The 25,258-nt window shown below is 30.5% G+C and carries 21 protein-coding genes and 1 pseudogene; 4 read left to right on the top strand and 18 right to left on the bottom strand.

Annotation, left to right across the window (positions count from 1 at the left end; translation table 11 throughout):
* The first annotated feature begins 429 nt into the window (after nt 1–429).
* Both Q4Q40_RS22095 and Q4Q40_RS22100 read left to right on the top strand, forming a co-directional pair.
* Entirely contained in the window at nt 430–963 is a 534-nt protein-coding gene (locus tag Q4Q40_RS22095) for a Fic family protein (RefSeq protein WP_303304233.1), read from the top strand.
* Nucleotides 903–1,454, top strand: a complete 552-nt coding sequence (locus Q4Q40_RS22100) for a Fic family protein (protein WP_303304265.1) — start codon at nt 903–905, stop codon at nt 1,452–1,454. Before Q4Q40_RS22095 ends, Q4Q40_RS22100 begins: the two co-directional genes overlap by 61 nt.
* 141 nt (nt 1,455–1,595) lie before the next feature.
* Here Q4Q40_RS22100 and Q4Q40_RS22105 read toward each other — a convergent pair whose 3' ends face one another.
* Together Q4Q40_RS22105 and Q4Q40_RS22110 are read right to left on the bottom strand one after the other, a co-directional pair.
* Nucleotides 1,596–1,853 (bottom strand): type II toxin-antitoxin system RelE/ParE family toxin, encoded by a 258-nt coding sequence (locus tag Q4Q40_RS22105; RefSeq protein WP_303304234.1) that lies wholly within the window; start codon nt 1,851–1,853, stop codon nt 1,596–1,598.
* Entirely contained in the window at nt 1,822–2,055 is a 234-nt protein-coding gene (locus Q4Q40_RS22110) for a type II toxin-antitoxin system ParD family antitoxin (RefSeq protein ID WP_303304235.1), read from the bottom strand. Before Q4Q40_RS22110 ends, Q4Q40_RS22105 begins: the two co-directional genes overlap by 32 nt.
* A gap of 55 nt (nt 2,056–2,110) precedes the next feature.
* On the opposite strand from Q4Q40_RS22110, the gene Q4Q40_RS22115 reads away from it, so the two are divergent.
* On the top strand, nt 2,111–2,305 hold the full coding sequence (locus Q4Q40_RS22115) for a hypothetical protein (RefSeq protein WP_303304236.1): 195 nt from the start codon (nt 2,111–2,113) through the stop codon (nt 2,303–2,305).
* Here the strand turns inward: Q4Q40_RS22115 and Q4Q40_RS24150 are convergent.
* From Q4Q40_RS24150 to Q4Q40_RS22175, 13 genes and pseudogenes are all read right to left on the bottom strand, one after another.
* Entirely contained in the window at nt 2,258–2,473 is a 216-nt protein-coding gene (locus Q4Q40_RS24150) for a site-specific integrase (RefSeq protein ID WP_367892794.1), read from the bottom strand. The two genes, Q4Q40_RS22115 and Q4Q40_RS24150, sit on opposite strands and share 48 nt — an antisense overlap.
* Nucleotides 2,474–2,881: 408 nt before the next feature.
* On the bottom strand, nt 2,882–3,940 hold the full coding sequence (locus tag Q4Q40_RS22120) for a Fic family protein (protein ID WP_303304237.1): 1,059 nt from the start codon (nt 3,938–3,940) through the stop codon (nt 2,882–2,884).
* 1,074 nt (nt 3,941–5,014) lie between these two features.
* Nucleotides 5,015–5,371: a VapC50 family PIN domain-containing toxin gene (locus Q4Q40_RS22125; protein WP_303304238.1), complete on the bottom strand. Its 357-nt coding sequence runs from the start codon at nt 5,369–5,371 to the stop codon at nt 5,015–5,017.
* Between the two features lie 50 nt (nt 5,372–5,421).
* Nucleotides 5,422–6,699 (bottom strand): type II toxin-antitoxin system HipA family toxin, encoded by a 1,278-nt coding sequence (locus tag Q4Q40_RS22130; RefSeq protein ID WP_303304239.1) that lies wholly within the window; start codon nt 6,697–6,699, stop codon nt 5,422–5,424.
* Complete coding sequence (locus Q4Q40_RS22135) at nt 6,692–7,018, bottom strand: helix-turn-helix domain-containing protein (RefSeq protein WP_303304240.1); 327 nt, start codon at nt 7,016–7,018, stop codon at nt 6,692–6,694. The genes Q4Q40_RS22130 and Q4Q40_RS22135 overlap by 8 nt, the downstream gene beginning before the upstream one ends.
* 418 nt (nt 7,019–7,436) lie before the next feature.
* Nucleotides 7,437–10,430: a patatin-like phospholipase family protein gene (locus Q4Q40_RS22140; protein WP_303304241.1), complete on the bottom strand. Its 2,994-nt coding sequence runs from the start codon at nt 10,428–10,430 to the stop codon at nt 7,437–7,439.
* Between the two features lie 138 nt (nt 10,431–10,568).
* Nucleotides 10,569–11,288, bottom strand: coding sequence for a hypothetical protein (locus Q4Q40_RS22145; protein ID WP_303304242.1), 720 nt, complete (start codon nt 11,286–11,288; stop codon nt 10,569–10,571).
* A 100-nt stretch (nt 11,289–11,388) separates the two neighbouring features.
* A pseudogene (locus tag Q4Q40_RS22150) lies at nt 11,389–11,746 on the bottom strand (D-Ala-D-Ala carboxypeptidase family metallohydrolase).
* Nucleotides 11,747–12,157: 411 nt separating this feature from the next.
* Nucleotides 12,158–14,074 (bottom strand): hypothetical protein, encoded by a 1,917-nt coding sequence (locus Q4Q40_RS22155; protein WP_303304243.1) that lies wholly within the window; start codon nt 14,072–14,074, stop codon nt 12,158–12,160.
* 4 nt (nt 14,075–14,078) lie between these two features.
* The gene (locus Q4Q40_RS22160; RefSeq protein ID WP_303304244.1) at nt 14,079–15,848 is read right to left on the bottom strand and encodes a hypothetical protein; all 1,770 of its coding nucleotides are present in this window, start codon (nt 15,846–15,848) and stop codon (nt 14,079–14,081) included.
* A 481-nt stretch (nt 15,849–16,329) separates the two neighbouring features.
* A complete protein-coding gene (locus Q4Q40_RS22165) occupies nt 16,330–18,960 on the bottom strand; it encodes a tetratricopeptide repeat protein (protein ID WP_303304245.1) in 2,631 nt (876 codons plus the stop codon).
* A 17-nt stretch (nt 18,961–18,977) separates the two neighbouring features.
* Nucleotides 18,978–19,334 (bottom strand): hypothetical protein, encoded by a 357-nt coding sequence (locus Q4Q40_RS22170; protein WP_303304246.1) that lies wholly within the window; start codon nt 19,332–19,334, stop codon nt 18,978–18,980.
* Between the two features lie 181 nt (nt 19,335–19,515).
* A complete protein-coding gene (locus Q4Q40_RS22175; protein WP_303304247.1) occupies nt 19,516–20,055 on the bottom strand; it encodes a hypothetical protein in 540 nt (179 codons plus the stop codon).
* Nucleotides 20,056–20,254: 199 nt separating this feature from the next.
* Between Q4Q40_RS22175 and Q4Q40_RS22180 the strand changes: the two genes are divergently transcribed.
* Nucleotides 20,255–20,416 (top strand): hypothetical protein, encoded by a 162-nt coding sequence (locus Q4Q40_RS22180; RefSeq protein ID WP_303304248.1) that lies wholly within the window; start codon nt 20,255–20,257, stop codon nt 20,414–20,416.
* A 347-nt stretch (nt 20,417–20,763) separates the two neighbouring features.
* Here Q4Q40_RS22180 and Q4Q40_RS22185 read toward each other — a convergent pair whose 3' ends face one another.
* The 3 genes from Q4Q40_RS22185 to Q4Q40_RS22195 are packed head-to-tail and all read right to left on the bottom strand — an operon-like array spanning nt 20,764 to nt 25,253.
* The gene (locus Q4Q40_RS22185) at nt 20,764–21,867 is read right to left on the bottom strand and encodes a hypothetical protein (protein WP_303304249.1); all 1,104 of its coding nucleotides are present in this window, start codon (nt 21,865–21,867) and stop codon (nt 20,764–20,766) included.
* Nucleotides 21,868–21,877: 10 nt separating this feature from the next.
* Nucleotides 21,878–22,798, bottom strand: a complete 921-nt coding sequence (locus Q4Q40_RS22190) for a hypothetical protein (RefSeq protein WP_303304250.1) — start codon at nt 22,796–22,798, stop codon at nt 21,878–21,880.
* Nucleotides 22,785–25,253 carry a hypothetical protein gene (locus Q4Q40_RS22195; RefSeq protein WP_303304251.1) on the bottom strand — a complete coding sequence of 823 codons (2,469 nt, stop codon included), beginning with the start codon at nt 25,251–25,253 and terminating at the stop codon, nt 22,785–22,787. The genes Q4Q40_RS22190 and Q4Q40_RS22195 overlap by 14 nt, the downstream gene beginning before the upstream one ends.
* Nucleotides 25,254–25,258 lie beyond the last annotated feature (5 nt).

Raw genomic sequence — 25,258 nt, forward strand, 5'->3', positions numbered from 1 at the left:
GTATATACAATACAAATATATGAAATAGTATTTAATTAAATGTCTATTAACATTATGTATATAAGCAATAGTTGTTCCAATTGTTCCATTACTATTATTAATAACATTTATATGTATTAGACGTTTAATAGAATAATACATTACAGCTACTATAATAGTAAAATAATTATTTAGTTTTTAGTCACAAGAAAATACTAATTACAGAAAAAAGACGCGACATTTTTAACACAAGAAGAATTGAATAAAATTGAATACATACAAGAAAACCCGTTTTATTGTGCATGAAAAACTAATACGCACAATAAAATAATATTTTGTGTATACAAAAGATATAGTTCAATGGATGAATTTGAAATGGATATGTTACCTCCTAAATATGAGGTAGAGAACCTAAAAATATTAAAAACCTAAAACAATACCAGTAGGGCTTTGGGTGAGCTTAAAGGTGAGATCAAAAAAATTCCAGACTCTCAAATTCTAATAGATACCATATCATTACAAGAGGCAAAGGATAGCAATGAAGTAAAAAACATAGTAACTACGGATGATGAATTATATCAAGCTGATATTGACACTAAAAATATACCACAAGCAGCTAAAAAAGCACAAAATTATGCAAGCGCATTAAAATTAGGATATTCGATTATAAATGTGAAAGGTATTTTAACACTTAATGATATAAAGAAAGTACAACAACTAGTATCTACAAATCATCCCATACGAAAAGTTCCTGGCACTGTACTTAAAAATCCAACTACACAGAAAGTAGTTTATACACCACCACAGAACCACAATCAAATTATGGAACTGTTAAGTAATTTGGAGGAATATATCAATGAGCCTAATTTTCATGATATAGACCCACTTATAAAATGCCAATTATCCATTATTAGTTTGAGAGCATACATCCGTTTTATGATGGCAATGGAAGAACAGGTAGAATACTTAATATGTTCTACTTGATTCATCAGGAGTTATTGGACATCCCTATACTATATTTAAGTAGCTTTATCACAAAAAACAAAGTTGACTATTACAGGTTATTACAAGAAGTCCGCACAGAACATAAATGGGAAGAATGGATAATGTGGATGTTAAAAGGTGTTGAAATTACAGCCAAAGAAACCATTGGCGCCGTTAATAAGATTAAAGATTTGATGGATGAATATAAACACAGAATACGAGACAACTATAAATTCTATAGCCATGAGCTTATAAATATTCTGTTCAAGCATCCATATACCAAAATTGACTTTATAGAAAGAGAGTTAAAAGTACATAGAAACACGGCAAGCACATACTTAAATGCTCTAGCTGAAGGAGAGCATGCTTTTTTAACTAAAATTAAAGTTGACAAGAATAGTTATTTTGTCAATGATAGGTTGTTACAGATTTTAACAGATAATAAAATCTCAACAATACTACTGACAAATCAAAATCATCAAAATATATAAGAACCTCTTTCACCTTTTTTTGTAATTATTGATATAGAACCTTTAGACTTACTCAAACTCTTTAAACCCCAAATTCATCAATGATTCTCTTTTTACTAACCTATTTTCTTCCGTGTAACACTCTTACAATTCTGATATGATTTAAAAAAACACACGATAAAAAATGATATGTGAATTATATGGAAAACTTAATAAATCTTTTTTAATTTCATTTCGTTTTTTTCCTATTTCTGGATTCTCTTGAATTGATTTAAAGTAGGTTCTTAATCCTAATAAATAGTCTAGTGTTTTATCATTTCCAAAATGATGAATTCCATAATCAAACAGCTCATCAATATCCTCTTGGGTTTTTCTTGATAAAATATATTTATCCTTTAATTTGCTTCTTCTTAGACTCAATTATTTCATCCATTGTCTTTGTACTTTCTGTTCCTTCCCAGCCTTTTTCAATTTCTGCTCTTAAATCCTTAATAACTCTATGGCGATATATTTGATGCAATCTCAATGCGTCACAAACCAACTCACTAGCATTTTGAAAATCTCCAGATTCAATTTCATCTGAGATATAATCTTCTTGTTTTTTTGTTAAGCTTACATTCATTTTACTTATTTTATTGTTTACTCAAAAATAACAGACTTGTCTATATTTAACAAATATGGATAACGTCAAAGAAAAGAATCCTGAATTTGAAACACGATGGGGTGGTGAATCTGGAACCGTAATACTGACTAGCTATCTAAATCCAAAAAGTATACCTTATTCACAAATCGAACAAAACAAGGCCTTATCAAAGATTACAGACTTACATGCCTGTTGGAATGATTCGAGCATTCCTTGCGAATTTAGATAAATATAAAAAATAGGACTTTAGTTCCTCTTTTCTGATATCTTTAGTATTCTTGATATCTATAAAGTTTTCAAACTGTCTTAAATCTGTTTCATAGGCTTTGATTGTTTTAGCGCTTAATTTCTTTTCTATTTTGTAATGGAAAATAAAAGTTAAAATGTGATTTTTCATTATTTAGGGAGGTTAATTATTGGGGTTAATTCAAATCCGCCCAGAGTACTTTTTATTTCTTGGCCTTGAATTGAAAAAAGATATTTAGTTTATTGTGCAAAAAAAAGAATATATATTCTTTATAAGAACTTCTGAAACTAAAGAGTCATCATTAAATAAACCACGATAGATTTGAAATCCATAGTTTAAGAAAGAATAAAATTCTTTTTAATTTAATATTATTATACCTATGAAAGCAAGAACCCATAAATAAAGATGAGATTCAGCATTGAGTAAAAGATTACGTGATTGATGAAAAAATCCACAAAGATTAAAGTAACTGCAATGAAATTGCGGGGCTTTAACCTTTAGCTTAAAAATAAGAACAAAAGAGTTATTTATATCTAAAATGCAACCAAACCAGATTTACTAGGGCATTTCTGGTTCTAAATTAAAGTATTTGTTTACAGCATATTCATATTGATTAATAAATATCTTTTTAAATTCAGTAAGATTATTTTGTTCATAAAAGAGAAGCATAGCCTTTTTATAATCAGAAGCTTTCACACTTCTGTATGATAATGGACAATAACCATATTCCATGAGAATGGCATTGCTTATAATACGTGCTGTACGCTTATTACCATCATTAAATGCCTGAATATATGATATTAAGATTAACAACAACAGTGCTTTTTCAAATACGTTATCTCTAGTATTCACTAGATCACACATTTGCTGCATAACGTCTACGATTTGTTGGTGCACACTTAAAGGTTTGTAATCCGTACCCCCCACTCCAACACCACGTTTTCGGATGTTTCGTTCGACACCTAAATTTTTTATTAGAAGAGAATGTATATCTTCAATTCTACTAATTGTCAGCGGTTTTAAATAATCTGGTTCAGCTATAATGAAATCCAAAGCATCCTTATGATTAAGTAGCATTGTTGCATCTTCTCGCTTCTTGCCTTCAGCAAGTTCCCGATATTTTAAAAGTACTTCTGTTTCAAGTAAAGTGTAGGTATTACCCTCTATTTCACCTGATTTCCAAGACAAATCGATTGCCAAAATTTCTAATTCCTTTTTATATTCGCTATTAGTTAAAGGGGCAATATTTTTAGTGTACTTATCATGCAATGTGAATAAATGTTCCATTTCTTCTTTTGTGAATAGCTCTGCTTTACTCAACACTTTGGAAATTAAGTCAAGATTAAAAGACTTCTTTGCATTACGCTCTTCTGGAAGCAAATTGTAGTATTCTTCAAGATCGACTGGAACAAACAATTCATAAGCATCAGAAATGGAATATGTTCGAGCTTTTCCTTGCCCATTTGTTTTTATTAATTCAGGAGTCATTTTTAACAAGAGTCTCCTAATAGTACTATCACCCATTTTTACTTTTACACCTTTATGGATAGCATCTCTTTTTACTGGTTGATTAGCTAGTACAAAATCAATTATCGCTTCTTGTTTTTTATTCAACATATTTTGAATTATTTACTTAACAACTCTTAATAAGTACGAATATATAAAAATTCTGCTCATTATTAATGAAATTACTGCTCATTACTCACTATTTTGAGCATCATTTTTATGAAATTTGAGCAGTATTTTAGAATCATAATAAACTAATCTGCTAAATAAAGTATGAAATACTGCTCAAATCAATGGAAAACGAGCAGTATTCAGTATTTTTTTGGGCAGATTAAAAACATATAAATTAGGTCTGTAAAAATTTAGAGAAACCTCTATATTTACTATATTTAAAATAGTCGGAACAAATTCATTAAGAAGTAATTATATCTTTATAACCTCCATCACCCGATTATTCAGAAATACCGCAAAACGAATACATAAAACCATACGTATTGCCGAATCATTTGGAATATAAACTGTGCCCTCTAGTTTGATTAGATCACAATCTGGAAAACTATCTTTTATCACCAAAAGAATTGACAGAACTGAAGACAATCAAAAAATACATATGCTAGATATGCATTTAAAAAATTTCTCTATGATTCAATCGTGACCGTGACCTTCGGGATTATAAACTAACACGAAACCAGTAATCTTTATAGGTGCTTGAAGGTGTATTTAATTTGAGGTAGTTAAATAGCTACCACATGAATTAAATTGGTTTGTTGACCAATGACTCTCAATCTGAAATAAATATGGAGAAGCTAAACTATACTCTCTTGCAGATTTTTAAAGCCTTTAGAGCTCAGTTTAGAGGCGTCAAAAATGTAGAATTCTTTTTATTCAGATTAACTAGAATTTTTGCTTAAACACAACAATTGGTCTTGATCCATTTTAAATCTGATGAAGTTAAAAAAAGTGAGTCATTTGAAGACAACTATATAAGAGGAAAATATGAAGTAGTTCCTTTTTTAGGTTTTTTCGAAAACTTAAATAATATCCTTTCGAAATATGAAAATGAAAAATAAAAAAGAGGAACAAATTGCGGCAAAAAAAGGCAAAAAGCATTTGAACAATTTAAAAAACTCTATCGTGAATAAAAATCACCACACGCAACATACAAGAAACGGTGGCATTAATTACCTAAATGAACGAATGTAAGTAATTGGCAGAATCAGTTAATCCATTTTTTCTCAAATTATCTAAAACTTCAAACTCATCTAAATCTGGATTTCTTCTATTTAAGACCAATTTCTTAAAAGCTTCTATCGCTTTATCGTGATTTAAATCAATTATATCTGCAATAAAATCATCAGCGGATTTTGCTGCCAAACCGAAAGATGCCAAATAGTCGTTTGGAAAATCTTTCAAATTATTAGTTACAATGACATTTGCATTTGTTTTAATTGCAGCAGCAAGTACATGTCTATCTTTTTCATCAGGTAGAGTTAATCCATCAATTAAAGGTTCGTAATCGACATTAGGGTCACAGGAGAACACAACCGTTGTACATAATATTGACCAAAAATTAGATATAGATATCTTCTGATTTAATATCTTTCTGTCTTAAATGCCAATGATTTCAATTCTTGTTCAACTCGAGACATTCCATACTTAATTGCTATTTCTTTCCAATTCCCAACAGCATTTAAAACTTCTTCTATTATTTCAGTTGCTCTTTTTTCAGTTAAACGAAAAAATTCAGATACCTCCAATGCTAAATTTAAATCTAAGGAATTATCTTCATCTGAAATATTCAATTTTAATCCGGTCCCCGTTTCAATTGGATTAATATCATAAGCAGGTGATAATATCCAACCATCATTTGTTAATAAAAACCCATGATTTCTAAGATGATCATCTGTATTGGTTACACAAATACTAAATATAATTCTTCTCCAAAGCTGTTCTAGGTCCTGGACCACATTGGCACCATTACTCTGAATAAATTCAACGAGTTCTAAATAACTGGCACCATCTGTATGATCCTGGCCATCTGTATACCCGAGCATTGTCATAGCGGAAGCAAAATGTACTCGTTGTCCATCGTTGCTTCGATCAAATCTTTTAGTGAGAAAAGTGTAATAATCGGATGAGAGCTTTTGTGCTTTAGATTCTGCCATGTTAACCCCTGCCATTATAGCTAATTCATAAGTTACAATTTCCCATCCTCCAATATCTCCTTGGTCATTTAGACTGGGAAATTTTGCTATCCACAAACTACCATCATTATCTATTATACTTGCTTTAGGTCTTGCTCCACCCAATGAAGCTCCTGGAGCAATTAACATACTTAACCATTTTAAATATTGAGGATCTTCTGTAACATCATCATCTTCCAATCTTAAACTTATTTGTTCTAGTTCTCTAAGAGAGGTCCATGGAGGACTGGCCATATTTTTATTATCGTTTAAAAATGGACCTTCTTCATCCAATTTAAATCTTAATGCTCCCATTCTATGTCCATCATAAACCCCAAGTAGATAATCTGTTTCAAATAATTTATGCTCTTCTCTTTCATTAGTTCTGGCAAGTGCAGCTTCTCTCCTACGCATTAAAATTCGACCCCAACGATCTGGCGATGAATCTAGAAATATTCCAAAATTATCTTGTTCTTCATTGAGATAATGTAGTCCGGAATATAATTGCAAACTAGGGTCTAATAACTGTGCTGGACCATTTTGCAACCAATCTCCATCATACTCAAAAGAAAATATCTCTTTACCTTTTAATCTATCAGAATGCAAAATTCCCATAAGTAAAGGTTTTTCCATGCTTAACCAATCTGCATATACACTAATAGACCTTTTATTGTTCTGTTTAGCCATTCTTATCTATTCGTTTTGGTACTCTCGCACTTGTAATAATATTAGCATCTTGTAATTTTCTTCCTAATTCATCATCTTTAGCAAGAAGTAGAAAATCTTTCTCTAATCCCAACACTTGCAATACAAGTAAATATGAACCAATACTTACTGTAGGTTTACCCTTTTCAATTGCAGACAAAGTTGGTCTACTAATATTCGCACGCTCAGCCACTTGTTGAGAACTGAATTTTCTTCTCAAGCGAGCTAGCTTAATATTTTCTCCCATATTATCAAGAATTCTTCTAGTCTTTGGTAATATTATTATCCTTTTTTTTGTCATAATGCAAAATATGTTTTACAAATATAGCACTTTTTGTAAATCATATTTAACATTATGCGAATTATTTTAATAATCTGGAATTGAAAACATCGATTATATTACGTTTGCCAACTTAAAACGTGTATAGTTAATTACTTCTGATTTTACTTTCTGATAATTTGAATTAGTTTGGGATAGAAATAAGATACAATATAGAAGTTACCCTATGAGTTAACAAGTAGGGAATTAAAAACTAGTAACCATCGTTTAATGGTAAAATCAAATAGATTCTCGAGGGGAATTACCCTTTTAGTTACCCTAGCCTATCCTAAAAAAGTAAATCCTTGATATCACCAATAAAATCCAAATAGGTTCCGGAGTGAGGGAATTTCTATAGTTAAACTAATAATTCATAAAAAAAAACGAAATAATAACTTAATTAACTCTTTTCTTTTCTATTTAAAAGCTCTTCATGAAATGGTTTAGTGTTTTCTTTGAAATACCAATTGCCATTTTCTTTAGATACATCAAATTCTAACATAGGGCTAACATGAATATTCAAATTTTTTAAAGAATGATATAATGTTCTACTAGTATTATTAATATAGTCGGGATCTAAAGGAATTCTTGTTTTTAATCCCTCTATTTTAATCTCTTTTATCTCTGCAGGGTGTTTACTTTTAAAAGCGATATTCCATTCTGAGTCTAGATTAGGGTCTAATTTAGCTTTTTTAATATCATTAGTTCCCGGTAATGGAATTCTACGCTCTGTAAAAAGCTTTAATCGTGGAAAGGCATCTCCGTTAATAGATAACATCGTACCATCTTTATTAACGCGTATATTTTTTGAATCTTCAATAACATACAAATGAAATCTTATTTTATTTCCCTCCTTATCTTTAAGCTTTTTAAGGGTAGCCTCAAGCTTCACTTTTTTACCATCTTTAAGAAAAGCTGTGATTTTTATTTTTTCTTTATTAGATAAATATCGATACCAAGGCTTTTTAAATCTATCTCCTATTATACTTACTACAATAGCCTCATTTGAAGCATACTTAACGGATTCAGCCATCTCATCTGTGTAGCTAGTTATTAAGCTTTTAAGGCTTAATCTTTTACCTTTAATATTTTTGTATGCACCAATAGCCACTCCAACTATTCCTATTAAAGGGGAAAGCATCGATAGAGGAGAATTCCAAAATATTTTAACATATTTGGGAAGCAGCATTTTAATGCGTGAAATACTCGGAGCAAATAAATAGTTTTTTAAGTCCTTACTATATTTAACATCAGGGCTAAAGAAATTGGTTGCTCTTATGTTTTCTTTGAATAATTCTTCTATTTTCTCTAGATCTCCTTGTTTGTTGTTTTTTAGATAAGCACCTCCTTTTTTGGTTCTAAAACCATATTTTGCACTCAAAGCTTTTAAAGTTGCATAACGTCCATACTCGAAGGCATATTCTTTTGATTCTTTAGACGCGAAGCCTGCAAAGGCTTCAATATCAGTACCTGGCAAATCTATAATTCTATTATTACTATCGATAGGTAAAATAGCTGCATTAATTGCATTTGGATTTTTACCAGCAGTGTTTAATGAAACGTCTGCTATGACTCTAAATATTGTAGAAGCGAAGATATTTTGAGACTTTGGTTTACCGATAATTTTAAATAATGTATAAATATCCTCAAGAGTAATTTCATCTGATAGATTTATAATGCTTTCTTCTATTTCTTTTTCTTTGGCTTCTAATAAATCAAAATCCTCACCTTTCCATTCCCCGTAGCAATTCATCCTTAATTCTTGAATAAAATATAATAATGGTTTCCTTGTACCAATTGATATGATATCTTCATTAAGCTTTGTTCTAATTTTATTAAAGGCCTTTAAACAGATATTCGTTGTTAATTTAATGTCTTCATTTTCGCTTAAATAGGTGAAGATTTCTTCCTTAAGCGCTAAGTTCTCCTTTGTGTCTCTTATTTTATCTCCTTCCTTTATACGACCTTGATCTTTTAGTAGACCAACTAGTGACCCAACGCTTCCTATCAATTTATTAAATTCCGTACTGTTTTTGGTATTTTTAGTTCCAGTGATTGAACTAAAAGAAGATACATTGAAGTTTGGGAATTGTTCCTTTCTTACGATGGGATCTACAAAAAGTACTAAGCGTTCTGTTGTTTTTAAACCATTACGTTTATAATCTTGAAAACTAGCAATTCTATAAGCTTCTTTAATAGGTTCATTATTAAATGTGCCTCCATCTACATAAGGAAAGTTAAAGCTTTCATAGTCTATTTTTGTACCCTTATCATTGTTAAAAAAGCTATTTCTATCTACTTCTTCAATACTTTCAATGTGTTTTTGAATATCCAGAAATGTTACTGGCCATTCAGTAATAACATCTTCCCCTTTCTTATTTTTATAGATAGTTCTTTTTACATTAGATACCAACCAACTTTTTTTTGTCTTTTCAGAGGCATAACCTAGATTATATTCCTCCTGAAAACGCTTTAATATAACTGGAGGAAACGCAATAGGAAATGCGCCACAAGCTAAAGCAGATGCAGATATGGTTGCCCAAGCATCATCCGCTGTAATACTAAAATGCGTGGGTTTTTCTTTATTACTTTTCGAGCCGAATTTTAACCACCTGTTATCAGTTGGTTTTTTATCACAGGCCTTTTCATCAAAAACAAAGTCAATGACTCTTACTTCTGCGTGGTTAAATACACCCGTTGAGTTTAAAACATTTTTTTGCAATTGGTTTAATTCATCTCGGTTAGAGTTTATAGGCATTGGGAGAATATTTGTCAAAGAGCATGCAAAAAGGACGCGCTCTTTATCTAAAACCTCTAAATTATCTATATTTGGTGTACCATCCATGAGATATTCTGCTATAAGGTTTTCCATATGTTTTCGCTCCAATAAACCAAAAGAGTCATCAATGTTATGGGTGTAGCCAGATTTATTCTTATCTCCATATAGTTTTTCAACATCTACACTATCAACCCATAAAATCCTCTGTATATTTTGTGCCAACTGCAGAGCTTTAAGTGGTTCTATTTGGGAAGGAGGTAATTTAGGAGATTCATGCTCACTTGAAAAATAGGTATTGTATATTTCAGATTCTAATCTCATTTCCCTAAATGCAATAGCTTTTTCTTCGTCTTTTTCTGTTTCATTTCTATGCATCCATTTAAATAACATAGATTTATAGTCTATAAGGCATCTAAGCATAATGGTTAGCGCTATAGCTCCAGCACTGGCACCGCTCATACCATCTATAACAACATTTTTATAGGGATTTCCTTTTTCATCCTTCCCAAATAGAATAAGCAGTTTTAAGGCTTCTGTTAGTGCAGAACCAGAAAATGATCCTAAAGACACTCCACCTCCCATAGCGAGGCAGATACGTAATGTTTTCGATTTCATAACACATTTAAATTATAAGAAATACTTGCCAATATTTTGATTAAAACCAAACCACAACTCAGTGCATATGTAAATAATAAAACTTTCTAACATATTTTATTTAAAAAATATAAGCATCGAGTATTGATGTCTATTTCATTATTCCTTTAGTTTATATGCGCCTTTAGGGTCATCCTTTGTTGTACCTCCTCCATGTATGTCCTTTAATTTACCTAGAGGCTCTATATCATTATGACCACTAAAAAACTCATCATAAAAGCCTTCACTGGAATAAACCGCATGAGGGGGGTTCCATACAACTAAGTGATTAAGTGATCCTAAGTTTTCAATAGATACATCTTCAATTTTTTCTTTTTCTAAGCCTAGAAGCTCATAAATATATCTTGTAGACTCTCCTTTATTTAGATCTGTTATCGCTCTTTTATATCTTCGCCTTCTTCTATATGTTCTTCTTTTTATTTCAGCCATAACTGCATAACAAAAATTTGAAAACTCAAGGATGTTTTTTGATGTATCATCTTCATTGTTTAACTCAAAAGCGGATTTACTTTTAGCGAGTTTGAAGTTTATAAAAGAAAGTTTATATATCTTTTCTTCTTCGTCAATCAGGTTGATAAGAAATCTATTTTTCTGGGTGTCGACATTTATCGATCTAAAAATTCCTGAGAAGCCAAAACTACCTATAGCAGCTTTTATTAGTGCAATTGAGGCACAATTTCCTCCACCACCAATTTTCCTGAGCAATGGTAATTCAACGCGCCCTTGCTTGAAAGCATTAGCAATTTGCTCAAAAGTGAAACTTTCATTATTCCGATTCTCAAAATCTAATGACTCAATAATTTTTAATATTCTTTCCATTATATGACTGTTTAAAAAGTTTTAATATTGTATCTATTCTTAATTAAGCGAAATGTTATTTCCAAAAATCCTTGTACCGAGATGAGAAGTTCCATCTGGCTTATGTTCCACGAATATCATAGTGCACAAAACCATTGTATAGACCAACCCCTCCCTGCTTTATATCTCCGTTATTAATCATCTTTTCAAAAATTAGCGAAATGTCTTTGGCTGTATAATTACGAACCGAGAAATCTGCCGCCTTCCTTGATAAATGTTGAGAGTTTAATTCCCCTCCTATAGCTGTATTATGAGATACAGCGATAACCACTATTAATATGTATAGGCTCTCCTAAATAATCCCTTACAACTTGGAGGTTTTTGGCAAGTTCTTTGATGTTTTTTATAATGCTATCTGGCATGACAGCGCCATCACGACTGTCGAATTCCATTTTGCTAAAATTGGTTGTTAGTCTCATAATATTATGTTTATCAAATAATTTATCTTGATTTTGTGTAAAAGTTTAATAGCGGAATATCTACAACTATAAAGGCTCTGAATGAAAAAGATGGATCAGAATCTAAGGTATTATTCATATTGTTAACTTTACGAAGTTGTGGTCCAAGCTGCCCTCCGATTCCTCATGAAATAGGAAGTTTAACCCAGCCATGTACTAAATAAAAATCTGACGTAAAAAAAAAATTCATATCCAGAATACTCTTCAATATGACAAATATTAACTTCTATCTTTTTTGCGAATTTGCAGAAAATATCATTATAATATTTACAATGCTTATGACAAAAAACTTAATACTAGTTCGTTTCATTTATTTTAGTTTTTTTGATAAACTTATTTAATACTTAATATAATTATTAGGTATTCAGCAAATCATTTTTCCGATTTAGTATAAAAATTAATTATTGGTATATCAACTAATAATCCTAATCTAATACTTGATCCATTAATCTGGTCTTGGTTTTCAAAGTCTTTAATCTTCCTTATTTGCGGACCATACTGATATCCAAGTGATAAACTAAGAGGACTATTTTTAAATCCGTGAATTATATGGACTCCAGGAGCAAGAAAGTTTTCAAATTTTAAAGCCGGTAAAGCTTCTGTGTCATCATTAGTTAACCTAAATGCCGTAACTGCTCCCACATCAAGAACTGAAACAAAAACAGACCATGAAGCCCCTGTTAATACTCTGTCTTTGGCTCCTTTCTTATATTTTTTTAGTTTTTTATGATCATTATTAGTACTACTATAGTCCTTTGCAGTTCCTATGTTGAATGCTATCCCTATTGGAGCACTAAACCCTGTAATAACGGAACTGCTTTCAACATTGTCTGGTAAATCTGTATTACCTCGACCATCTAGAAATTCTCCTCCGGCAAAAACACCTGCATAAGCATTTAAAGAAATATTCGCAATTGTATTTCGTTTAATCTTGTAGCTTCCTACTGGTAATGCAGCAGCTTCTAACGCTTTTACCATTCCCTCTGAATCTTCTGCAGTAACAATGTTAACAGCAAAGTTACCATACTTCACAAAATCAGATTTAAAATCACCTGAAAGACCATAGTTAGAAATGAACGCAAGTGTATGGACAAAGGACGTAGCATACTCTTTTTGTTTAATGTTCTTTAAGATATTTAGGGCATCTTGTGCTGCCGGTATGGTCTTATTGAGAAAAATAGGGTTTCTTGTTATTCCTATTTCAGAAAGATCTGAAACCGTTTCTAGAGATTTAATTGTAAGTTCAAAATAATTGATGAGATCCAATTCATTTGGTTTGAGTCCAAAAGTCTTATTTTTATTTAAATCTTTTTTATAGTCCTCAATAACTTTGATAGCTCTATAAAACTTGTCTAAATAAATAGGTAGATTAAGTTGTAAATTCAATGGAACTATCGCTTGATAGAATGTCTTATGTTTTTCATAGAATAAACCAATAAATATTAATCGAGCATCTGATTCTCCAAAAACATCATCCATCTCATCTCTTGGATACCAATCTCTTGTAACATCATCTGAAAGTTCAGAAGTTACAATATTCACAAACTCAAGACTCGATTTCAGCGTTGTTGATGTAATATTTGTGATTTCTGAATGACCAGTAACATTTAATATGACTTCTGCGCTACTATTTTTATTAATATAGGATTCAATAGCCTCTAAACCAAGAATTAAACCAATGAATTGGTCAGATGTCAATGAACCTCCAGCTCTAACTAGTGATGCCTTTTTTGAATTTAAGAGGTCGCCCAAATTGCTGGGTATAGCGTTTAAGTCTTCCTTTAATGAGGCTCTTAGCGATTCTAAAAAGTCAGTATAGTTATATGGTTCATTATCCAATAAGAACTGATACGTCATAGGAAACAATAGTTTTAGTTCCGCCTGACTAGTAAGTTTTTCTTTGAACTTATTAAGAAAAGCAATATTGAGTTCCTGCTTAAATCTATTCGCGATGAAAATTCCTAATGCCTTGACCGCATCACCTTCAGGTATAAATGAATACTCCGATTGCGAATTTTGAGCTTCGATTATAATATTATCTGCAGCACTGGCACTATTTACTTTAGCAATTAAATCAAAGGATAGTTTTTTTAGGAAAGGATTTCCACTTATTATTGTATTGACAGGGGTATGAGGGTTATATTTTTGAAGTATTTCAACAAAATCATTTGTTCCATTTGATATAGATTCATTTATCAAAAGGGCATCTTTAAATGGTGTTAGGTTTTGTTGAGCCTTTATACTAATGGTGAAAATGAAAATAAAAATGAGGATAATTAGTTGTTTCATAGTTTTATGTTTTAATTGTACAGTTTGCTTTATCTAATATTGGCTTAATTGGTAATGCATAGGAAAATTGTTTATTGCCTCCAATCAATAAACCTATAGCCTTATTATCTTTATCAAAAATAATAGAACCGGAATCCCCTTTTTGTGAGATTGATTTCCATTTCGACCCACGTAGTTTACCAAATATTATAAGGTTTTTAAATATTGCTTTCTTACCATCATCGTATTTAAAAGTAACCTCGTCTTGATGACATGGTTGATGAATCTTACCTTTTTGAAGTCCAGATTTACCCCCAAAAAATCTAACCTCTTCTAAACGATCCTTAACCTTATCTATATTTCTTTCCTTCTTTATCACTATACCTTTGACCTTATTGGAGTTATTGCTAAGAGTGGGTTTGAGGAGAGCTGTATCATTATTTTCATCTCTTCTAGCATAGAACAATTCATTTGCTATATTGAATGGTCTACCAATCTCAAAAGCTATATAAATTTCGTCTTCATTCACCTTCCCTTCTAGATCTTTGCTACTTCCACTTAAAGCGACATGAGAGCAAGTGAGTATATAGTCATCACCATCTTGATGTCTCACAAGGCATCCATAGGTGCCTTTTTTACTAATATGATCACTATTTGCAATTTTCACACCTGGACGACTATGAATTTCAGCCTCATCAAGTCCCTCTATTACTTCCACAGGAATGTCTACAATCCTACCACTTGCTAGCCTATAAGGTAGCTTCTTAGGTACAGTATCTGTATCATTGTCATTTAAATGAATAATGATGGAATTCCTTTTTTTACCATCTATAATTGAAAGACCAGGTTGCACAGAAACAATATTGGGATATTTAAGCTTTAAGGCATCGACAAATTCATCTGAAACTTTTTGAGCCATAACCCCTTCTGAGGTTTGGATATATTCATCCAAGTCAGCTATTTGGTCAATCTTGTATGTTTCCTGTTTGTTTAATTTCCGTTTTAAGTTCTTCAATTCAAAAACATAATCCAGAATGTCGTGAAAAAACTTAGACCCGAAGGATAAGAAGAATCCAGTAATTAATATACCTAAATTTAAAGCCGTAAATGGATTAAAGCTTTGATTAATTTTAATGAAGCCACTGAATGATTCAGCACTAGAATTAATTAAAATGGGAAAGCTTTGATTAAATTCAAAAATTACTCCTAATTCATTTGGAGATTGTATTACTTTCTTCAGTATTGTAAAAATATCTGCTGAGAATAGGAACGCAACCAAACAACCAATAAGAAAACTTAAAAAGGTAATCTCTAGTTCCTTTGAACCGATATCCTCCTCATTACTACCCTTGGTAATATTTTTAAGTAGGTTCCTATGAACTAACGATTGAACAAAGAGGGTGAGCAATCCAAATAGGCAAAGATTCCATACCGAAAAAATCAAGCTTTTTTGAGAAAAACTGGAATCAACAAATAATAAGAGAATGACATGAAATACAATTGCATATACAAGGTTTATATAGTGGACATTAGTTGTTTTTCCATTTGTGAACTTTTCATAATTGTGCCCAAGCAAATTATAATTGTAAAAGATGAATCCATAAAATCCTATATATAAAACAATTAACGTTCTATTATGATCATAGGATACCCAAAGAGATATAATTAAAATTGCAAGAATTGCTATAAATCCTTTTACAAAAACTCTTGGGTAACACCTTACCAAAAGCACAGCCTTTTCAGTAATTATACTCAGAATCAATAAGGCAATAAAAATTGATGAGACTCCTTCCATTTATACTTTTATTAACTTAACACACATAAGTTTTCTTAGAATTTTAAGCCAAAATAAATCACAAAAGCTCAGCAAAAAATTAGCTTTTGGAAATAGTTTTGTAATATCAAAACTTGCAATTCTAATTACTAGATTCAATACCTATTAACTGGTATTTTGATAATAAAATGCAGAAATTAATTTTTTAAGGAGTTTTTAAATATAAGAATTTTCAGTTAATAACGACATATTTTTATGTTTAAATTATCAATACAATTCAGTAAATTGCTATCTATTTTCTGTTATGTAAAAGCTAATAACAAAATTATGTACATTAACAATCAGAAGCTTAAAAAGAAAAAATCTATTTTTTAACCTAGAACACGAAAAAGTATGTTACCTTTTTAGTTACCTTGTGACCTTTCAAATATGTAAGCCCTAGATATTACTGGTTAAATACGTATGGGTTACGGATGAGGGAGTCTTTTATATTAAATATAAATCAGTCACTGAATCTTTGATTTAAATATATTTCAAAATCAATGTTCCAATTAAACAAAATCATACATACTTCATTTATATAGCCTTGAACATAATCAATTTGACGAAATGGTTTCAATATGGTCATTACTTCATCTAATAACGATAATGAAAGGTCTTTGTTTTCTATTTGATTTTGATAAAATCTTGCTGTATTTATTAGCGTTCCTGCTAAAGGTAACATATGAGCTTTTAGGTTTTCTTTTGCTAATTTTCTATATATTTTTAAAGCTTCCAAAGATGATTCTTCAGCTTGTTTTAATTCATTCGTATTACGATAAAGAAGAATTAAATTATTCAAGGCTGCTGCCACCCTAGGTAAATATTCTTTTGGGTTCTTACGTGCTAATGTTCGACTTATACTTAAAGCTTTTAAAAAAGCTTGTTTTGAATTTCCAAGATTGTTTTTATCATACAACAAAACTGCCAAATTGTTATACGTCTCTGCAATGGTCGGAGCATAAATATCATGCTGTTTTTTTACTAGTTTTTCTCTTATTTTTAATGACTTTAAATAATATGTTTCAGCCATATCATATTCTTTTTTTTCACGGTATACTATGCCTAACCCATTGAGAGCTTCGGCCACTGCTGGCAAGTAAACACTTTTATTCTTTTTTTCAAGGTTTTGCAAAATACTCAAACACTCATACAAAGATTTTTGAGCATTTAAAAGATCGTTTTTTTTTGTTTGTAGATTAGCTATAAACTTAAGAGCCTCTGCTAATCCTTCCACATAAGCAATGGGGTTTTCTTTGGATAATTGCCTTATTATTTTAATTGCTTTTTGCAGCGATTTTTCTGCTTTTACCGGCTCATTATTTTTATTTTGGGTGTGCCCCATATTACTTAATGTATCTGCAACATCAGGCAGATAAGTTTTTGGATTTTTTCGAGCTAATTTTTTCTTAATCTTCAAAGCTTTTTTGTAAAACTCACTAGCTTTATCTAATTCATTATTTCTAGAATATAAATAACCAAGCCCATCGTATGTTTCTGCAATAGTTGGCAAGTAAATTTCTGATTGAGTCTCTACTAGTTTTTTCTTAATCTTCAAAGCATTATCAAAGAATTGTTTTGTTCTTATATTATCTTTTTTTTTCAGGTATAAAAGGGCCAAATTATTTACACTAGTCGACACTTCAGGCAAAAAAGTTTCTGGGTTAGTCAAAGCTAATTTTTCTCTAATTTTTAACGCTTTAAAAAGTAACTTTTCAGCTTTCTTAAAATTACGTCTTCTTGTATAAAAACATCCAATATTATTTAAGGAGAGAGCTAATTCGGGTAAATGCTTTTCCGGATAAACCTTTGCCTGTTTTTCAATAATCTTTAACGACTTTGAATATGAATCTTCAGCCTTATCAAAATCTTTTTTCTTTACCTGTATAACCGCTAAACCATTAAATGCCCTTCCTATTTCAATCAAGTTAGACTTAGGATAAATTCTTTCCAATTCATTTCTGATTTCCAAAACTTCAACAATTGTTTTTTCCGCTTTTTCAAAGGCATTCATTTTTTTAAATAAAATTGATAAATTATTAAGCGTAGCTGATAAATCATGTAAACTTTGTTTAGACTTTTCCCTTTTTACTAGTTCTCTTCTCAAATTCAAAGATTTCATATAGCAATTTTCAGCATTAACAAATTCATTTTTTGAATAATGCATCCCCCCAAGGTTATTAAGAATAGCTGCTTGATTTTCCGCATATGCTTCTCCTTGATTTTCTCTAATATTCAAAGCCTCAATAAATAGTAGTTCTGCTTTTTTAAATTTATTTTTGTGTCTATATGCAATTGCTAAATTGTTGAGAGAATTAGCTAGTTTCGTCGAAAACTGTTTTGGAGAGGTAATGAATAATCTTTTGTAAATTTTTAAAGAACTATTAAGAATTGGATATGCTTTATTGTTTTGGTTATGTTTAAGAAGATAAACCCCGTATTTCGCTTTATAATCTGCTTCTTGATCTGTTTGTAAAGATTTTTCAACTGAAATCAAACCCTTTTCAAAAAACTCTATCGATTTATAAAATCTATCTTCAGTGGACTTTATTTCTAAATTTAAACTAGTTAATTGTGCTTTAACCAAAAATTCAAAAGCATTACCTACAAGTTTTTGATATACTTCTTCTAGTTTTTTTTCTACATTAAAAAGAGAGATTAGCTCATCTTTAACACTTTCAAGTTTTTTAGCATTCATTGTTTCTAATGCCTGAGAAACCTGCCCTTTAAAGAACAATTCTTTAACATTTAAAATCAATTCCGTTTCTTCTACCTTTAAAAGGATTGATGAAGTTATTAAAACATCTATTTTATATTGTTTAATTTCCTCCTCTATCTTTTTAATTTTATTATTTAATGCTATTCTCTTTTTTAGGCTTTCGAGAAGGTTAAGCTCTTTTCGCTCGAGCATAAGCTTTTTTTCTAACTTTGGAAAGTACTCTGTGTTACGAATAAATTGCAATACATCAATATTTACGTTTCCTGAATCTGACCTAATATCATTAATAGCTAATTCACACCTTTCTTCATCCATTATAATTTCCAAACAGGCCTCACTAATATTGTATTTGGAACTTAACTTAGTAGTTTTCATACGATATGTAATTCAGGTTAATTTAGCAACTGATTTAGTATTCCTGACTTTCTCATTTCTAAGTATTCAACCTGTAGTAATAAGTTGAATTGATCACTAGATAATTCACTCTCAATCAATATAGTATCTGCCTCTTTAAACCTCCCTTGGTCAAATAAGTCCCTAGCTTTTTTTAATCGCTCAGTTTTAATTTCAAGCTTGGAAAAAATATCTGCCAAATAAAGAATATCTATTTTAAAAGCCTTCTCCAACCTATATAATTTATCTAACTCGTTTGAGAAGTGTTCTTTCATTTTAATTTCTTCTTCTATTTTTAATTGATTACGTTTTTGATTGATTTCTAGATGAAGTTTTTGAAAATCAATGGAATTCATAAAAAACTGTTTGATCTTGATATTTGTATCCAAATCTGCTTTAATATTTGAAATTTCAGTATTTATTGAAATGGAACCATTTTTTATATATTGTAATATACTTATATTCGTGTGCATATTCGTGCTAGAATTTTATCAAAAATGTATTTAGAGAAAAACTTACTCACAGTTTTTATTCTTATCATAAATCTAAACTAGTATTGTCTCCTGATTTAATTTGACCAATCGAAATATTAGATTTTTCTCCTTTTATAGTTATTTTGGTATCTTTTCCGCTTTCAATTCCACTTATTTCAACACTATTTGTGCGCCTCTTGTCCTTTGATAAAATTGATGTTTTAGTTTTTGATCTATGGTTTTTTATTTTATTTAATAATAATTGGACTTTATCATCGGACATATTATTATGTTCTAGAATGGCTTCTTCGTGTTTAGTTATATATTTATGAAAAGTTTTAAAGTTTCCATCAGTAAACCAGTGAGTCAAATTATTCATCTGTCCAAAAGAAATAATGGGTTTTAGTTCGAAATTCAATATTCTTTTAAAAGAACTCATTGAAACACTTCGGTCGGGATCTTTTTCTTGTGTTTCAGACTCTATCTGTTTACAAGCCTCTTCCTTACTTATTGCAAAATAATCCTCATATCTATCCCTAATCTTTTTAACTAAAAAAAACACTCCTAATACTTCTAATTTGGCTTGTAATAACTCATTTGACATGTTTTTTGCTTTTAGTTAATTTTTTTTTCGGTCATGAGCGGTCATGACTTATTGCCAACAACTCTTCTTTATATTTTGCTCCCATCTTAATCTCACTGCTAGCATAGTGAATTAAGGAAATGCTTGGCCAAGCGAGTACCGTGTAAAAATCCAGTCGCCAAAATTCTAGATCATTTTGAACTGGTTAAATACAAAAGTCATGTGTATACGCTTAGTTTACCTAATGATATTATCCCTTTTTTTAGGAATAATGTCCTGTACTCCCGATAGTATCGAGGATACAACATTTGAGCAACCAAAACCGTTGGCCTCTGATCCACCATCTGAAGACCCAGGTGAGCCTGTAGATCCTAACGGATAAACAATTGTTCTATTAATCCGCAAAGGGTACCCGATATCAGGTATTCCTTGCGGATTATATATTTAAACTATCTACTCCTTCTCTATTGGTATTTTTAAATACCTAGTTAATAAATCAATGTTTTCTCATATATCAAATTTATCAAATAAAATATACAGAATCAAAATATATTTATTCAATACATAAAATGAACAAAATTTATATCTAGTTAATTTAAAATAGATTGAAAAGTCACTTCCTTATAAAATTATAAGATATTGAGTTTACTTGTAAAATAAACTTTTAGACCATAAACAACAAGAATAAAACAAGAAACTTAAAAAAGATGGAAATATTGATAGTTTATTTTATAATTTATCCAATAAATGGTTAATATTGGCATTAGCATCCCGCTGTTTGCTATTCATTAATTCCAATACAACATCAGACAAATAGGAGTATTCTTTAAAATCAAATCTATAGTTTCTAAAATACCAAGACAATATAGCCAATACCTGTTTTAATTTTTTAACCTGTGATTCATCGTCATCTGAAGCTCTAAACTTCTTGTCTATATCTCCTAATATTTTCTCAATGGCCTTTTTTAATGCATCATTACAAAGCTTATACTGACTAATAGCTTTTTTTAATCGATCAAGTTTAACAGATGTTGCTGTAATCTGACTGAGTTGATCTAGCGCTTTTTTTACTTGCTGTTCATTGTATGGCTGTTCTAAAACTTCTTTAGCGGCAAAATACAAACTCAACTCCTTTAACATCATATAGGTTTTTGGATCATTTTTTTGTGCAAATTGCAAATCTCGTATAACTACCTTTTTTGTAGAGGAAATTATCAAGTCATCAAAACTGCCAGAACTATAATTGGCTTTAAACTTATCAAATACTTCTTGTTGTCCTTTTTTTTGTCCTTCTATGTATTTCTTATTAGCTATAGCTTCGGTTTTACTTTTGTTGTCCTTTATAATGTTATCTCTATTTACAATACTATTTTTTAATTCAGTTATACTATCGTTTTTTTGCCGAAGCTTCTCTTCAAATGAAACAACCCGTTTATGTTCCTCCTCTTGTCTATCTATCAATATACTATTGTATTTCACTTTTAAATTATCAAATAGGGACTGTAATGATTTGCTTTCATTCTCCTTTTCTACTAATATACCTGTTATACTATCTGTTAATTTTTTAATAGTATTTTTCAACTTATCTTCGTCTTGAACCTGAGTTTGTAGTTGATCTATTTTGATGTGTAGACCTTTTAATGTAGTATCTGCTTTTTTTTTATTGCTTGATATAGTTTCTTGCTGCTTTACATTAACTCTTTTTAAACTATCCCTTTCAGTACTAATTTGCTCAATCCTATCCAATAATTGATCTACTAGTGGATTTTCTTGAGCTTTTATATGAATGGTAATCAAGAAAAGGAACATGAAAAAAAATGCCGATTGTTTCATCTTAAATAGTTTAGTTATTATTTTTTAATTGAAAAAAATCATAGGCCTTTCGGTTATCTGTTCTTAATAAATCATTCAAGTCGATATATACTTGTCGATATGTATTATTGTAAATCCAATAACTCTTGTTCTTTAAAACTTTTAACTGTTTATTTAAAGGCATGTAAAGTTGATCATAATAATTGGTATGGTATTCGAAATTTTGGTACCGATTAGAATGGTGCTTAATCTTATTATGTAAGTAGCTTATATGTTTGTCAAGTAACATCTGTGGTATATTTCTTAAACCGTTCTTTAAACGCATACAGTTGTTTAAGTTAAAACTCCCTATACCACTTCTTAAGTGCATTTTAGCAGTTTTCAACTTGTTTCTGACATCTGGAAACTGATCATCCAAGTTATAACTAGAGTAACGAAATCGTTTACAGGACGACAAAAAACGGTTCACTTCATAATATTTTGATAAAACAAGATTTATACTATCTAAATAGATAGAAATCTTACCATCCGATTGTAAATAGGTAGAAGATCGTAAAGTATCCATCTCTCTTTTTATAAAACGTAAGTCTTCATTTGGCCATTCCTCGTTATTAAATACTGCCTTGGCTTGGTCTATAAACTTATCGGTATAGGTCGCATAGAGATCCTTACTCAAGATGTCCTGCCATTTGTCGTTAGTCTTTCCTTTTCCTAGTAACCTTTGCCTGTGATAGTCATCAATACGATATTGCACAGCTTTATAAAATTCATGACTAAAGGTATGATTAGGCATTTTACCTAAGGAATCTATTTCTTTCTCGATACGCTTTATATACCCTGGTTCTGACGGAGGCGGCGATGGAGGAGGTGGATTAGATGTTATATTTTCCCATGCAAAATAGCCCAGTGCCGAGATTACAGTAATAGTAAATATAATTTTAATTATTTTCATTAATAATTGTGTTTTTCGTTTGAGTTAATTCTTCATTATATAGTTTCCTCAAACCGTTAACATCTCTACGTTCAAACATTTCATGTCTTTCTCTAAAAGGAATTCTGCTGAAAGGCAAAAATTCTTCATTACCCTTAACTATTATATTCAGAAATGATTTTATGCGATTTTTATCGCTTATGTTATAGTCTTGATGAAGGTCAACGTAATCATCCATTTGTGGAATATTATTATCTTTTTCAACCAAGGTCCAAAATTTACTTTCAAATTCTTTTTCTTTTATTTCATCTTGTTGAATTTGTATTTTTTCTGACTTTTTATCATCATCAACTTTAGAATTTTCAGGTATTTTTTTATCTATTTTAACAACACTCGTTCCATCTTCGAGATTAGAATTAAATTGATCGATTTTTTTGTTTATATTATTAACCAAATCATTTAAATCTAATATGTTTTCAATTACTAATCCTCTTAAGTAATTTCTTATAGTCGGAGTAATCGAATCAGGAATGCTCCTTATGGTCTTTCCAAATTCATTTTGATTACTTGAATAACCAAACTTTTTTAATTTATTAATATCTCCAGATTCAATGAAAGTGATAAGTACGAGGGAGCTATCTATTTTCTTACAAGCTTTAATTTTTAGTTTGCTGGTATCAACGTTACGATTGCAGTTTTCATCTTTAAAATCTGATAAGTATTTTTTATCTAGAGTATTTCCATTACAATAAATTATAACTTTTTCTAATTTATCTTTTAGCTCAACAATATCCTCTTGATTTGTAATCTCTTCTGATTTTTCATAATCCACAAAAACGAGTAAAAAGAAAACTGCAAATGTGGTAATCACAATAGTCACAACCATAAACAACGGTTTCATATACCATTTTCTACTATACTGAGCCACCAAGGTTCCATCTTGTAATCTAAATTCATCAAACAGCCAACCTTTCTTCGGTTGAATAGAATCTCTCACATCATTACCGTCTATAAAATGGGAGTATCTAGCCTCACCATCTTTTAATTCTCCATGCTCTCCGGAATTTATATTATATTTTTTTGAATGCCCATCTATGATTTCATCTTTCTTAATTATTCTTTTTAGACGAACAATTAAAGGGTTCGGATATGTATCTGGACAATAATGAGTGTGATACTGTTCATAATCTGAGTTTGTAATTATAATTTCACATGTATTCTTTATTTCACTACCTTTAAATATAACTTTATTGTTATGAGGTTGTTCTCTTTTGTCATTAATCTTTAAATCAAAATCGTACACCATATTACCATTATCAGAATCGACAACTCTAAATTCGACCTCTTTAAATTCCTCTAATACAATACTTAACACCCCTTTTAGGTTACTCGGAGTAAATTGTTTGCGTTCATGCATATTCCCTTTTTCTGCGCTAATCAGCCACTGTTGCCCCAGTTCTTCTCCTGTAAAAGTTAGAGTATCGTTTTCTACTTTTTTTTTGACATCATCTTTATAATGTTTACATTCCAAAATAGCATCATTTACAACTTGCCCCATTTGCTCAAATACTCTTAGCTTTATCTTTTTGGTTTCAGCTATTAATTGTATTTCTTTTTTTACTCTAACAATGCCATTATCTGCAGATAAATACTGTTTGATTTTAGTATCATTTATTTTTCCAACTACTCCAATAGTTTTATAGTAGTTTTTAGTAATTTTTATGCTTATAGTATCATCTTCTCTAATGGTATCATTATTAGTGAGCTTAACACCGTTAGTCTTAAGCTCTATAGTTTTTCCAGAAATATCTCTTACTAAAAAGTCTTTTATAATATAGCTTGGATTATTAAGATTTATATGCCCTGTAATATTTTTTTGGGGATCGTGTCGTAAGGCATTAAGTGGATCTTGAAGAGTGTTTTTTAAGTGCATAGATATAAAAAACACTTGCCAAAAAGGTCTGTACTCAACTTGGTAAGGAGCCTCAAAATACTTTTTTAACTCATCATCACTATTATAGTAGATATACGCTGCCTCACCTGATTCTTGTGGTTGAATTTCTGGGTATATCTCTCTGACTAAATCTTTTTTATATTGATTGATCAAGGTATTTACAAAAGTCCAATCTTCTTGTACAATACCAAGATTACCATCTGATGTGTAATTATTTTTATAATTCCCTACTAAATTGTCAAGCAAGTTTTTTATCGCCTCACCAGGTAATTTATTGGTGCTATCAATATATACCGAAAAGGCTACATTACCAACAGCACGACGCTCAACATCTCTTATTATCAAGTATTTGGTAAACACACAACCATAATCGGCAAAACTAATAGAATAAGCCGATTCTCCAACAGATGAACCATCATTACGATCTATTCGTCTAACATCTCGGGCTACAGATCGTGGCATTTCCTTAGTATGATAAAGGATTTTATATCCCCCTTTTGTACCATGAACAACAACTTCCATAGGCG

This window comes from Flavivirga jejuensis (genome assembly GCF_030540765.1).
In the GTDB taxonomy this organism is placed as follows: domain Bacteria; phylum Bacteroidota; class Bacteroidia; order Flavobacteriales; family Flavobacteriaceae; genus Flavivirga; species Flavivirga jejuensis.